Genomic DNA, 13898 nt, shown 5'->3' with positions numbered 1-13898 from the left:
CAGCAGTGTCAGCGCGGCAGTCATAGGAATTTTGCCCCTTCCCACTCGGAAAAGTGAGGAAAATCTGCCACAATTGCAATTGCGAACTTGCGGAATCTCGCTGAGGGCCGAGAATGCCACCGCTTCGATGGAGGGACGCGCACCAGACGCGGGGAGAAACGTCGATGCCCAGAATTGGGAAAATAGCTGTAGGTGCAGGGGCTTCCGTGGTCGGAGCCCTCGCTCTGGTCGCGCTGACGGGAGCGCCCAACCGTGCAGCCGACCACTTCGACCCGCCTGCGCGCACCGACCCGACCGTCGATCAGACGCCCGATCTGCCGGCCGACATCGCCGACGTGTACGCCTGGCACGCCAACGGAATGGTCAACCTGTCGGTCACTTTTGCCGGGCCCAACGTCAACACGGCGCCCGCATTCTACGACCGGAACGTCCTGTACAAGGTTCTGATATCGACGGCGCCGCCCGACGATACCCCGGAAGTCGCGATTCGCGTGCGTTTCGGCGCCGGCACGAGGGCCAACGAATTCGGGGTGCGGTTCGAAGGTCTGCCGGGTGTGAACGGGACCCTCGAAGGCCCGGTCGAGACGAACTTGACGAAGGATGGCGTCACGGCCCGGGCCGGCCTTTTCGACGATCCGTTCACCTTCGATCTGGTGGGCTTTCGACAGATCCGCCCGACCGGGCAGGTGCGGTTCAACAACACGCGCGATTTCTTCGATAACCAGAACGACACGGGTTTCGTGATCTCGATTCCCCAAAGCCGCATCGCCAACGGCACGGGAACCGTGCGGATATGGTCGACCACGAGCCGAATCGGAGGGCAGATCTGATGCGCAAGCTCGCACTCCTCGCCGCAGCCGCCTCGGCCGCGCTCCTCGCAAGCTGCGGCGGCGGTGACAGCCCGGCGCCCACTGCCACCCCGGCGCCCGGACCCACGCCGACCCCGACCATCGGCAGCGGCGGGGGGCAAAGCGCGTTCAGTTACAACGTGGAGCCCTGCTTCACGCAGGCCGTGCCGGGCATGGGGATGAGCGTGCGGCAGCTCATCGCGACTCCGGACGCGCTGGTGCTCGACCTGTCGCGTCCTGCGGGCTTTCCGAACGGGCGGATTCCGGACGATCAGGTGGTCGATATCATGGTGGCCATGCTGTTCCTCGATCTCACCGAAAGCGGCCAGAGCCTGAGGACCTTCGCCAATCTGCCGCTCAATCCGCCGCGCAGCTTCCCGGCGCCGACGACGACGTTTCCCTTCCTTGCCAAACCGACGGGCAACCCACAGCTCGCGGCCACTACGGGGACGAGCTTCGACTTCCGCACCGATCCCGATTCGGCCTACACGTCGGTTGACCGGATGGGGAACCCGGCGATCGCGACGATCCTGGTCAGTTCGTCGATGCGCAACACCTACAACGATGCCTCGCAATCGGCGGACCTTGCAGGTCAATTCACCGAAGAGGAACGGGCCGGGCTGGTCCTGTTCATGAACGCGATCGGCGACGACCTAACCAACCTCGGCCTCGAAATCTGCGCAAGGCGAATCTGACCGCGCCGCGCGCCGCCCGGCGAAGCGTTCGCCCTACAATCCCTGGCAGGCGTTCTGGTCGTTGGTGTCGAGGAACGGCGCGAACGGGCAGTTGACGTAGCGCAGCCGCACGCCGGCCCCGATCGGGATGACGATCTGGTCGGCGCGCATCGGGATCGGGGCGTTGCCGATGGCGCCCACGCGCTGCCCGCCGTTGTGCACGCCGAGGAAGCTGATCATGTCGTCCTGGTCGATGCCGTCGCCCGACACGCCGATCCCGCCGACGAGCTGTCCGTTGCGGTAGATCGGCACGCCCCCCGAGAAGATCTGCATCCCGTTCGCCAGCCGCGGCTTGCCGTTTGGCGCGGGCGGCAGGAGCGTGCACTGCGGCTGGGTGTCGTTGAACGGCTTGCCCTCGGTGAACAGCGCGTGCTGGAGCACGTTCGACTTGATCAGAGCCACCTGCAAACCGGTGGCGAACGGATTGAAATCCTCGATCGGGCGCCCGAACGGTCCCTCGGGGCGGCCGGCTTCGCCATCGGGGAAATGCGGTCGGGCGAGGTTTCCGATCGAGCGCGCACCAAACGCCCACTTCCCGGTGAGGGCGGTGGTATCGTTGAAGAAGGTGCGCGCGCGCGCGACGTAGTTGGCGACTTCGGCATCCGGATTGCCGAGCAGGTCGCTCGCCGCGTTGGGCCCCGAGAAGAAAGTCACCGTGCGCGCCTTCTGCAGCGAAACGTCGGTGCCGAAAATGGGCGCATCGGGTGCGCGGACGATGCCCAGCACACTGCCGTTGGTATCGACGAGGCTGATTGTCACCTGCGCCCGGCTGTCGAGCGGCCGGCGGATCTGCGCGCGTGCGCGGCTCATCACCCGGTAGGCTTCTTCCAGGATTGCGCGCGATTCGGCGGCGGTGAGCGGTTGCGCGACGCTGCCCGCGTCGGTTCCGCCGCGGATCGGGTAGCGGTTCGCGCCGCTGCCGTTCGAAAGCACGAACGCGTCCGGAAAGGCGAATTCCGCCGGGGTGGCGGCGCGATAGCCGCTGGCCTCGGTGCCGTAGGGCGTGCCGGGGATGATCGCCGCGTTGTTGTAGCCGGTTACCCCGACGAGAAGCCCGATCGTGCCCTGGATCGCCGCAAAGTCGTTTTTCAGGGGGTGCAGGTCGGCAACGCGCATGTCGCTGTAGCGCAGCGACACGCCATCGACGGTTATCCTGTCCGCGACGATCGAATCCGGTGCGGCGAAGCCCTGCAGCCCGGCAAGTGCGATCGCCTCCTCGTCGTCGACCAGCAGGTCGGTCACGTTGGTATCGAACGCGTAGTCGCCGTCCGCCATGACGCCGATCCCGCCGACGAGCACGCCGTTCTTGTACAGCGGAAACCCGCCTGGGTCGGCTGCGAGGCCGAGCGGGGCGCGCTTGGGACCGATGAACGCTCCGGGGCCGCCGCCCGCCACGAACCGGGTGTTGAGGTCCGAGCACGGCAGTTGGCTGAACTGCACCCCCGAGAGCGGTCCGCTTTCGATCCCCACGGTGTTGGGGGCGGGGGGGAAGTTGGACTGGACGATCTCGCTTGCGGTGCGGGTGGAGAAGGCGTTGCCGCCCGACGACAGGTAGGCCCCCGTCAGCGCCTTGGAGATCGCCGCGATCACCGAATCGACGTTGGTGCCCTGGAGATCGACGTCCTTGTCGTTCAGCACGCCCGTCGCGGTCAGGCGGCTGGTGAGCGAGCGGTTGATCGTGCCGTTCATCACGAACACGGCGAGGACGTTGCCGACCCGGTCGGTCACCGCGATCGTCGCCGGGCGCTTGCGGGCGTCGGCCTCGCCGACCGCCTGGGCGATGATCCTCTGGACCTCGGCGACGCTCAACGCGTCCTGGGTCGGGGCGGCGTAGACCGCCGCGGGCGTCGTGGGCGTCGCGGGCGCGGGGGCCGCGGCCGATCCCCCCGAACCGCTGCTGCCGCCGCCGCCGCACGAACCGAGCGTCAGCAACGCGATCGCCAGGCAGCCGGTGCGGCGGGATACCCTCATTGCAGCGCGCCTATGCTGCGGGCCGCCTGGGAAAGCGCGGCCCGGAACGCGCCCGGGTTGTAGCTTTCGGGCGTGGCGACCGCGGTATAGGCGCGGTTGATCGACGCGCGGATGCCCGCCGCTGCGCCGACCGTGACCCTGCCTTCGCGGACCATCGCGTTCAGCAGCGTGTCGACCGCCATGACCGCCTGCGCGGACCCCGCGTAGTCGGTGAACCGGGGGGCGGTGGTCCGGTCGGCGATCGCCGCGACCACGCGGAAGCCGTCGGCTGCCCCATAGCCGCGCCGCGACAACGCATCGGACAAGGCGCCTGCCGCGGCCTCGAGTTGCTGGGCGGCGGCGACGGTCTGGGGCCGTCCCTGTCCCATCGCGCGGTGAAAGGCGGCGGTGGCCTGGTTGAACCCGGCTGCCTGGTCCGGCGCCAGCGTGCGCGCGGCGACCGAGAGCATGATCATGTTCTCGTCGTTGAACGGCGGAGTGGCGAAGGGGATCGGGCGGCCGGGATTGGTCTCGAAGGTCAGCCGCCGCTGCGGCCCGTCGGTGATCGGCCGGTGGCAGCTGTGGCAATCGAAAAAGTAGAACTCCGGATAGAGCCCCTGGCTACCGCGCGCGGGGTCGCGAAAGACGGCCATCGCGCGCCGGACAGCCTCGGCCTGGCCGACCGCCCACAGGCGGATGCTCGAGAGGTTGCCCTTGCGCGCCACGTAGTCGGCATCGGCGTCGTGATGCTGCTGGAGCGCCGAGAACAGGTCGAGCTCGAACGACAATCGCGGGTGGCCCGCCGCCATCACCTTGTGCGTCACGAACTGTCCCGCCTGCGAGCCGGCGTAGTGGCAGTCGAGGCACAGCCGCGCGCGGACCTGGGGGTTTTCCAGCGGGACCATGCCCGCGGCAACGTTCGCGGCGTGATTGCCCGAAACCGTGTAGTGAGTCGCCAGCCAGCGGTCGGCGGGACCATGGCAGCCTTCGCAGCCGACGCCGTCCGACAGCTGGAAGCGCGCGCCGCGCTCGCCCGCCGCGGCCGGGGTCGCGTGGCACTGGATGCACTGGCTCGAGGACGTGGCGGATTCGATTCCGAGCGTCGCGGCGATCTGGCGGCCGCGGAGCGAGTCGAGCACCGCGTAGGCCCGGCTGTGCGCGCCGGAGGGACTGTTCGGTTCCTGCCAAGTGGCGATCTCGTCCTGGCGGACGACGGCGCCGTTGCCTTCTGCGCGTCCGTGGCAGGTCGATCCGGCGCAAGTGGCGACGCCGAGGTATCGTCCTCCCGCTGCGTAGGCCGAGCCGGCGGCCAGAAGAGCGCCGACCAACACGAGCATGGCCGGGATTGCCGAGAGCGGGCCCCTTACCGCCTGGAAGCGCACAGCTAGTCCTCCCTGTCCCCTGCGGGACACTCTGCCCTATCGTCCCCCGGCTCGCAATGCACTTGCCAGAAGTCGTCGTTGCCGACCCCCGTGATCGGCTCGTCCACCACCGGCGGCGCGATCAGCGGTTGCGTCTCGGACAGCGACACCAGCAGGCTGTTGGCCAGCAGCGCGTCTCCGCCATCGCCCTGCGCGGTCCCCTCGCTCGACAGCGGCTGCTCGAGGTCGCTGCGCGACTGGCCGGGGAGATCGGGGCGCGCGCAATCGACGTTGACCGCGCAGCCGTTGACGGTGGGTACCGGCGCGCCCGCGTAATCGACCGCCGCAGCTTCGTTGATGGTCACCAGCGGCGCGACCGCCAGTCCGGTGATCGGTCCGCCGGGTGCCAGCAGTACGCCGTTGATCGAGATCTGCGGCGAGCCTTCCCCGGTGTGGATCGACAATGCCTGCGCGGCGAAACCGCGGCGGTCGTCGTAGGCGGTGCCGGTGCCTGCGTTCTGGATGAAGAAGCCATTGTCGACGGACACCGCGATGGTTCCCGCCTGGAGGTAGCCTCCCGCAGGGCCCGCCGGGCCGGGCTGGTCGAGCAGGGCCGCGATCGCGGCGAAGTCGCTGGCGGACCCGATCGCGTCGATCGTCTGCCGGCTTGCCACTGCGATCGTTCCGCCGTCGAGCACGAGCGTGCCCAGCGGCGTGCCGCCCGAACCGAGCAGCGCGATCGAGCCGCTGCCCGCGATCACGTCGATCCGCGCCGGGTCGATCGAGAAGGTATCCCCGGCCGACGCGGTCGCCAATGTGACCGCGCCGGACACCGTTACGTTGCCGCTCGTGTCGAGCTTGAAGGTTCCACCGGTCCCGATGTTGGCCGTGCCGGCCGAACCGAAGCTCAACGCGAGCTCGCCGACCGCGATGTCGCCTGCGCCGCCGGCTATCGTGATGGTCGAATCCGCGAACAGCCTGGCCGCTTCGGCCTTGTCGAGCCTGTAGCCGGTGCCGGTTCCAGCGCCGCCCACGGACAGCGGAGCCGATGGGCTGCCGGTCGCCAGGGTGATCGCCTGCGTCGTCCCGCGACTGCCGAGCTGGCCTGCCGACCCGATCCCGATGTCGGCCGCGACCGCGTCGATGGTGCGTCCCGTCGCGCGGGCGTTCACCGCCAGCGTCTGACGGGCGGTGATCGCGAGTGCTGCCGAAGAATCGACGCTGCCGCCGAGGGTCACGTTCGCCCCGGAGAGGGAGACGCCCCCGCCGGTGACCGCGCCGCTGGTCGCGAGGTCGCCGCCGGCGGCGAGCGCCAGGGTTCCGGTGGCCGACGCGGTGCCCACGTTCAGCCCCTGCGCGGCGGTGATCGCAAGGGCCCCGGCGGTCGCCCGCGCGTCGCTGACGGCGAGGCCCCCGGTTGAGCCGATGGCGATCGCCGTGCCCTGGGCAGATGCCGACCCCGCCGCGTTGAGGTCCGTGATCGTGACCGGCCCGCCGCTCGCCGCAAACCCGGCGGTGCCGCCGCTCGTCACGGTCCCCAGCGCAATGCCTAGCGACGCCTGCGCCGAGAGTGGGCCGTCCGATGCGATCGGTCCGGTGCCCGAGATCGACCCGCCCCCGCTGGTCAGCGCGACGGCGCCGGTGGCGGATCCCGCGGCCAGGCCGAGGTTGCCCGCCGTCGTCAGCGAAAGGTCGCCCGCGGTGGCATTGGCGCCGGTAAACGCCAGCGCCCCCGGCGAAGTGATCGATACCGACCGCCCGCTGGCGGTTACAGCGCCGGGGGAGGTCAGGCTATCGACAACGATGGCCCCGCTGTCGGCCCGGAGCAGCGTCGTGCCGCCCGACACGACCGCCGCGAGGTCGAGGCCAAGATCGGCCGACAGGCTGACGTTGCCGGTGGCGCTGGCGCTCGCCGTCGGCGTGATGAACAGTCCGCCCGCAGCGACCGTGAGATTGCCGTTGGCGGCCAGCATCGTGTCCGAGACGACATCGCCGCCGGCGACCAGGGCAAGGTCGGTGCCGTTGACCGCTCCGGTGGCATGGATCGTTCCCGCCGTGCTGGAAAGCGTGACGGCACCGGTCGCGTCGACGGTTGCAAGATCGAGGTCGCCCTCGGTTGCGATCGACAGGCCGCCGCCGGTCGCGTCGGCATCGGCGAAGGCAAGAGCGCCGAGCGACACGATGTCGACCGCGGTGCCGCGCACGGTGACCAGCCCGCCCGACATCAGGTCGCGGCTCACGACGACGGGGCCTCCGCTTGCCGCCAGCAGCGTCGTGCCGCCCGCCGACAGGTCGGTCATCGCGATGCCTCCAGGCGCGCGGACCGTCGCATTGACGAGGGTCGAGAGCAGGCCGGTTGAGGCAAAGGCGCCGCCGACGTCGATGGTCAGGTCGCCGGTGACGACGAGTGCGCCCGTGTCCGCGATCGCGAGGTTCGCATCGCCCGGCGTGAGGATCGTCGCCGTTGATCCGACCGTGACCGGTGCGCCCGAGATGATGCCGGCGAACCCGAGGCCGGACGGCGGAACCGAACCTGACGCGATTGCGGTGAACGCACCGGTGACGGCAAGACCCGAACCGGCGGAGCCGGCCGCGGAGGTGAAGGCCACGGTTCCCCCTGTGCTCCCGTCGACGCCGTCGCCCCTGGCCTGCAGGTCGAGCGAGGCTATCGTTCGCGGAGTTGCCGGTCCGCTCGCGGCGTCGGCAAGCGCGAAGCTCGCATTGCCGCCGGTGCCGAAGCTCGCCGTGCCGCTCGCGGCAAAGCCGGAAGCGTCGAGCGAAACCGTCCCGAACGAGAACGCGATGTCGGACAGTGCCATGGCGGCGCTTCCGCCGGTCGCGGCGCCCGCCGCGCCCCGGGGGCCGCTCGAGGCGAAGCCGCCGATACTGCCCTCGGCATTCGCGACGAGCGAGATCGCGCCGGCGATCTCCAGCGCCGCCGTGCTGCCGGGCGACGCGACGAACGAAACGGTCCCGCCCGTCGCGCTGCCACCGTCGCCGCCCGGTCCGGGGTTGGGATTGAAGGCGCCCGCTCCGCCATAGCCGCGCGAGACGAGCGTTACGCCCCCGCTGTCGCTCAGCGTTCCGCCATCGGCGACGAACCGTACGCTGCCGCCCTGGCCGTTGCCGGCGATCGAGGGGGTCGCCCCGCTGGTGAACGCGTCCCCGATCGCACCGGTCCCGGTGGTGTCGGCTGTGATGCCAGTGGTCGCGACCGTTCCGCCGAGAAGCGCGAACTCGGCCAGTCCCCCCGTGCCGTTGCCGGACCTGTACGCCGGGCCGCCGGCAATGTTCTCGGTCCCCATGCCTCCCGCGCCGGTCGCCAGGAGCGTTATCGCACCGGTCGTCAGGGTCCCGTCGGCGACCTGCAGCCGCGCGGTCCCGCCCGTGCCGTCGCCGCCCGCGCCGTCGGACAGGTCGGCGCCCGACGCGTCGCCGATGGCGCTGACGGTCAGCGAGGGGACGGTGATCCCGCCCGTTCCCGAACTGCCGCCGGCCATCTCGACGAGCGCCAGCCCCCCGGTCGCGTCAAAGCCGTTGCCCGCGATTCCCGAAGCGGTGAAGGTGCCACTGAAACTGCCGCCCATCGCATCGGCCGAAACGGTCAGGTCATAGGGGGATACGATCGTGCCGCCTTGCGCGAACACGGTCGCATGGCCCCCGAACGCAGCGGCTGCCGACGGTCCTTCGCCGCCAAGGCCCTGCGCCTCGACGTAGAGGCCCACCGCCCGGCCCTGTCCTTCGACGCGGATGACGCCGCCGTTTGCCGCGCCTACGGTCGCAGTGCCCCCGCGCGCTTCGCCCGCCGCGGTGAGCGCACCCGAGGTTTCGCCATTGGCATAAGCCTCGATCAGCGGGGCCGAGAGCGTACCCCCATCGGCGACGATTACCGCGTGGCCGCCGGTCGCGTTGGGCGAAGTGTCGGTTGTGAAGGCATCGATCTCTCCGCCGTCGATCGTGGCGGAGGCGTCGGCGTAGACGAAGCCCGCGGTCAAAGCGGCGCCGCTATCGACGAACAAGCTGGCCGCGCCCCCCGTCGCGGTGTTCGTCCCGCCATTGACCCTGCCGAGCGCGCGCGCATCGAGCGTGATCCCGTTGGCGATCGCCAGCGAAGCGCCTTCGCCGACATGAAAGACGATCCCGTCCGGATCCCCGGTCGCCGAGCCGGTAAGCGAGCCGGCGCCTCCCGGGAACGCGGCTTGCGCGAACGTCAGGACGGTCGCGTGGTCCCAGTCATGCTGGCCCCCGAGAATGTCGATCAGTGCCGAACCGCCGATGCCGTCGCCGCCGGTCCCGCCCGCGCCGGTCCCCCCGCGCCCGTATCCGGTGAAGTCGAGCGCGAAGCCGGGGAGGGCGGCGGTCGCATCGGTTGCCATCGTGAAGCGGCCGCCCGTGCCGCTGCCGCCGTCTCCGTCGTCGGAATCGCCTCCCGCGCCGTATGCCTGCCCGACAAACGAGCCCAGGAAACTGCCCCCTTGCAGGACGACAAGGTTAATCGTGCCGCCGACGTTGTCGCCGCCGGGACCGGCAGGGGTGTAGCCGCCATTGGCGATCGCGTAGGCCTGGACGCCGGGCGCGATCGTCCCGCCGATCACGTGGACGTCGACCGTACCGGCGGTACCAGAATTGCCCAGTCCGCCTGTGTCGGCGACATAGGCCTGGCCGGCGCTGGCGGACAGTTCGATGGGGTTGAGCGAATCGATCCGGCCGCCCGACAACGCCGCCAGCGCAACCAGCCCGCCGGCCGCATCGCTCGCCTGCACGCCGTTGCCGCCGATCCCGTTGGCGGTGATCTGCGCGAACCCCTGGGTGCCGTCTACGCCGACGACGTCGATCAAGCCGCCGTTCGACGCCGTGGCCGTGACCGTGCCGCCTTTCGCGAAACCGGCGAGGGTGTCTGCCCCCGAATTGGTCGCGTCGGCATAGGCATAGAGATTGCCCGTCACGAATGCGCTCGCCGCGCCGTCGACGCGGATGTCGATCGTCCCGCCGGTCAGGTCGGGCGTGCTATCGGGCTGGAGGAACAGTCCCGACAGGAACGCGCTGGCAGAGATGCGGCTGCTGTCGAACACCTCCAGGCGGCCGCCCTGGTCGACCGTCAGGGTGATCGCGCCGCCGGTGCCGAACGCGCCGGGGCCACCATCGACCCCCGCGACGGCATCGGCGTAGAGATCCATCCCGCCCAGCACCGTCAATGCCGCCCCGCCCGTGATCGCCATGTCGAGCGTTCCGCCCACCGGGTCGAACGAACCGCTGCCGTCGTAGCCGCTGACGTTGGCGCTCAGGTAATCCCACGACTGGTCCTGGAGGCCGATGGACAGGTCGATCGCGCCCCCGAACCCGTTGCCCCCGTCGAGGCCCGAACCGGTGTAGCCGCCGTCCCCCGTCGCGTTGAGATTGACGAAGCCGAGGGCGAGCGACCCGCCGGTGGAGTCGAGGCCCAGGGTCGTTCCGCTGTCGGCGAGGATGATCGTGCCGCCGGTTCCGTCGCCCGGCACGCCTTCGCCGCCCGTGGCGTCGGGCGCACCGTATCCGCCCGCCCCGCGCGCGCCGAGGTAGGTGTAGTTCGAGGTGATCGACCCGCCGTATCCGGCGCGCATCTCGATCGACCCGCCGTACCCGTCGCCGGCCGTCACGGTGCCCGATCCGCCGTAGCCTTCGGCATAGGCGTAGAGCGATCCGGTGGCGATCGATCCGCCGTCCGCGAGCAGGCGCACGGCGCCGCCAGTGCCGTCGGTGCCGATCGTCGAGTCCTCGCTCGTCGATCCGTACCGGCTCGCCGAGACTTGCAGATAGCCGCTCACGGCGATTGTGCCGGCGGGCGTTCCGTCGGCTGCCGCCCCGAGAGCCGTGACGGTGACGGTCCCGCCCGTACCGCCCGTTCCGTCCGCATAGAGGCTCAGCGGCTGGTCGGCGGTGATGGTGCCGCCCGGGCCCGCAACGAGGCTGACGGAATTGTCGCCGGAGAGGTATGCGTAATTCCCGAACCGGATCGCGCCCAGGCTCTGCTGGGGTGCCGAACCGGACACCGAAGCGACAAGGTCGCCGGTGGCGTGCGCATCGAGCGAATTGGCGAAGTCGGTATTGCCGATCGCGATGTTGCCGGCGGGGCTGGCCCCGTCGCCCGCCACGAGCACGATCGCCGATCCGTCGTTGAACAGGCTCGCCGCCGGAGCATAGCCGATGCTGCCCGACAGCATCATCGTCAGCGCGTCGTTCTTGGGAATGGCGACCATCGAGATCGTCTTCGTGTCGAAGAACCCGGTCGACTGGCTGCCGGTGGTGGTTCCGGCGTGAACGATGCCCTCGGCGTCGGTGGTCCCGGTTAGCACCGCGATGTCGAACATCCCCGCGTTGATCTTCAGATCGACCGATTCCCCGGCGACATAGGCGATCGACCGGTCGGCGGTCACCTTGCCTCGCTGCTCGATCCGGGGCGCGACGAAGGCGATGTACGAACTGGCGCTGATCCCCGTGGCCGACAGCGAGTTGTTGACGATTCCCGCCCCGGACCCGGCGGCGCCGCGAAGGTTCACCGCGCCGTTGGCATCGAGGAAGTTTGCCTGTCCCGAGGTCGCATCGAGCGTGTACCCGACGTCGTTGGTTGTCAAAAGGAGGCCGCCGACGTTGATGGTCGCGTTCGATCCCACGACGAAGCCGTACGGCGTGTAGAACCACAGGTTGCCGCCGGTCACCTGTCCCTGGGTGTTGGGGTCGAACACCGTGCTCTGAATCGTTCCGTTCAGCCCGATCGCGCTCTGGGTGGAGGGAAGGATGCGGTTGAGCACCGTGTAATCGGTCAGGTCCGACCGGTACGTGGCCGTGGTGCCCGCAGGAAGGAAGTCGATCACCGCCGGACCGCTGGTGTCGGTCGGAGTCCAGTTGATGACGGTGTTGGGGGCGGTGACGTCGATCGTCGTCGTGTTGAGGCCGGGGGTGATTACCGCCCCGCCGGCGCCCGCGGGGACCGTGCCGCTGCCCTGGTACGCCTGCGCGACGACCCGGCCGGGGGCCGCGGCGAGAACCAGCGCGAGCGCCGACGCGGCGAGCAGCGCGGTGCGCCGCCGGCCTATCACGCAGGTGGGCGAAGAGGCGGTGCGATCCATCAGAAGTCTCCCCAGGGCAGCAGCCGCGCGGTGAGCGTGAAGAGCAGGCGCGGGTCGCTCCGCTCGGTCTGGTAACCCGCACGGCGCAGCGGCGCGGCAAAGGTCAGGCCGAAGTCGAAACGGTCCTTCCAGCGGCCGCGCACGCCCGCGCCGGCGGTCAGCACGCCGCGCGGGTCGGGATTGACCCCGCCGTCGTCGAGCCAGGCCCTCGCCCAGTCGACGAAGGCGAACGGCTCGATCGCAAGGCTCAAGTCGCCGCGCGGCACGCGCGAACCGAACCGCAGTTCGAACGAGGATCCCAGCACCCGGTCGCCGAGCGCGACGCCCGGATCGAGCCCGCGCCCGATCGTGTAATTGCCGAGGCTCGCCTGCTCGTAGGCCAGCAGCGGCCCGTCGCACCACTGCGCCAGCGGGGCCATCGCCAGGGTCACGCGCGGCACGGGTCGATACTCGTACTGGCCCTCGAACCGCACGACCAGCGACCGGGGATCGGCCAGTGTATTGCTGATGGGGATGTTGGGCGGGAGGCAGTTCGCCACGGTGGCGCAGCCCGTGCTGGCGCCGAGAATACCGAGCCCCTTGCGCAGTTCCAGGGTCGAGAGCGCCCGCCAGCGCGGGTCGCCCGGCGTGTAGCCGCCGGTGCCGGAAAGGCTGGCGGGATCGAGCGCGACATGGTCGAGCCGCGCATAGGCGATCGCCAGTTCGTCGTTCGACAGCTGAACCCCGCCGAACGTCAGTTCCTGGTCCACTTTCTCGATGCCGCCGGTGAGGAACGCTGAGTTTGCCTGCCGCCGGGCGAGCACGCCCCGCAGGTACACGCCCGCCGCGAACGTCCGGCTGAGGAATCCGCCGCCGGCGATGTCCGGCTCGCTGCGGCCGAACAGCACGCTGCCTCCTGCCCGCAGCCCGCCGGCGCCGAGTGCGAGCTCGTGACCGAGGCGGATGATCCGCTGTTCGTCCAGCTGCACGGTGTTGTAGATGCTGGCGGTGGTCCGGTCGCCCAACCCGAGCAGGCCGTTGAAGGCGATCTCGGCAAACAGCCCCTCGCGGCCTGTGGCCCTGCTGCCCATGTTCTGGGCGCCCACCACGAGCTCGACCGGAACGCGATCGACCACGATGTCGCCGATCACCTCGCCCGGCGCGCGTTGGGCGGACCGCAGGGTCAGCCGCGCATCGTATCCGGGCAGGTCACGCAGCAGCAGCAGGTTACGTTCGGCGTCGCGGGTGTTGAAATAGGGTTCGCCGGTCAGCGGCTCGAGATGCTCCTCGATCAGCTTCTCGGCGCCCCCGGCATCGCCGCGCACCTGAAGCTCCACGAGCCGGGCCGCGAGCACGTCCATCCGGACGGTGCCGTTCTTCTCGATCCGCTGGGGCGGAATCTGGACCGCGGCGAGAAAGCCCTGCCGGCGCAGCTCGGTCGCGGCCCGGTCGCGCACGTCGCACAATGCGGTGATTGGCACCTCGCGGCCCGCGTATCGCTGCCACGATGGGGCAAGCTCGCCCGGCGGAACGCCCGGCAGGCCGGTGAACTCGACCGACGAAAACGTCACCATGCCGCCGGCGAAGGCCGGTTCGGCCAGCGGGCAGGGGCCGCGCTCGATCCCGTCCTCGACGCTGAGCCGGCTTGCCGGAGGAGGGGCATCGCGCCCGACCGACAGGTCGTCGCGGCTGGGTGCGGTAACCTGCGCCGACGCAAGCGCGGGAAACAACACCAGCGCCGTGCCGAGCGCCGGTCCGATCCCCTTCGCGCGCCGCGCGCGCGCTCGACTCCTGGCCGAAGCCTCCATCCCTCGCTCCTCGTCGCACGGCGGCCGCCCCGCAGGACGGGCATCCGTGACCTTGGTGGTCATGGGGAGGTCGTTGCCCCCCTTTTTCGTGCGACCCGCGTCCCTGGCGGCG

At 70.2% G+C, this 13898-nt stretch carries 6 protein-coding genes; 2 read left to right on the top strand and 4 right to left on the bottom strand.

The window, feature by feature from the left end; all coding sequences use genetic code 11:
• Positions 1-206 precede the first annotated feature (206 nt).
• Together N0B51_RS00600 and N0B51_RS00595 are read left to right on the top strand one after the other, a co-directional pair.
• Positions 207-830, top strand: coding sequence for a DUF4331 domain-containing protein (locus tag N0B51_RS00600; RefSeq protein WP_259960249.1), 624 nt, complete (start codon positions 207-209; stop codon positions 828-830).
• Positions 830-1543: a DUF4331 domain-containing protein gene (locus N0B51_RS00595; RefSeq protein ID WP_259960248.1), complete on the top strand. Its 714-nt coding sequence runs from the start codon at positions 830-832 to the stop codon at positions 1541-1543. Before N0B51_RS00600 ends, N0B51_RS00595 begins: the two co-directional genes overlap by 1 nt.
• Before the next feature lie 33 nt (positions 1544-1576).
• Here the strand turns inward: N0B51_RS00595 and N0B51_RS00590 are convergent, their stop codons facing one another.
• From N0B51_RS00590 to N0B51_RS00575, 4 genes are read right to left on the bottom strand one after another with little or no spacing between them, the layout of a single operon-like run.
• Positions 1577-3553: a heme-binding protein gene (locus N0B51_RS00590; RefSeq protein WP_259960247.1), complete on the bottom strand. Its 1977-nt coding sequence runs from the start codon at positions 3551-3553 to the stop codon at positions 1577-1579.
• Positions 3550-4869: a multiheme c-type cytochrome gene (locus tag N0B51_RS00585; protein ID WP_259960246.1), complete on the bottom strand. Its 1320-nt coding sequence runs from the start codon at positions 4867-4869 to the stop codon at positions 3550-3552. The genes N0B51_RS00590 and N0B51_RS00585 overlap by 4 nt, the downstream gene beginning before the upstream one ends.
• Positions 4870-4916: 47 nt before the next feature.
• Positions 4917-11999, bottom strand: a complete 7083-nt coding sequence (locus tag N0B51_RS00580; protein ID WP_259960245.1) for a two-partner secretion domain-containing protein — start codon at positions 11997-11999, stop codon at positions 4917-4919.
• Positions 11999-13849: a ShlB/FhaC/HecB family hemolysin secretion/activation protein gene (locus N0B51_RS00575; RefSeq protein ID WP_259960244.1), complete on the bottom strand. Its 1851-nt coding sequence runs from the start codon at positions 13847-13849 to the stop codon at positions 11999-12001. Before N0B51_RS00575 ends, N0B51_RS00580 begins: the two co-directional genes overlap by 1 nt.
• Between the last annotated feature and the right edge of the window lie 49 nt (positions 13850-13898).

Origin of the sequence: Tsuneonella litorea, assembly GCF_025154015.1 — a bacterium.
GTDB classification, from domain to species: Bacteria; Pseudomonadota; Alphaproteobacteria; order Sphingomonadales; family Sphingomonadaceae; genus Tsuneonella; species Tsuneonella litorea.
This window is presented reverse-complemented; position numbering and strand designations above follow the sequence as displayed.

Excerpts from the sequence above, each read along its gene's own strand:
- N0B51_RS00595 (WP_259960248.1), top strand. The coding sequence starts at position 830 with ATGCGCAAGCTCGCACTCCTCGCCGCAGCCGCCTCGGCCGCGCTCCTC.
- N0B51_RS00590 (WP_259960247.1), bottom strand. The coding sequence starts at position 3,553 with ATGAGGGTATCCCGCCGCACCGGCTGCCTGGCGATCGCGTTGCTGACG.
- N0B51_RS00585 (WP_259960246.1), bottom strand. The coding sequence starts at position 4,869 with ATGCTCGTGTTGGTCGGCGCTCTTCTGGCCGCCGGCTCGGCCTACGCA.
- N0B51_RS00580 (WP_259960245.1), bottom strand. The coding sequence starts at position 11,999 with ATGGATCGCACCGCCTCTTCGCCCACCTGCGTGATAGGCCGGCGGCGC.
- N0B51_RS00575 (WP_259960244.1), bottom strand. The coding sequence starts at position 13,849 with ATGACCACCAAGGTCACGGATGCCCGTCCTGCGGGGCGGCCGCCGTGC.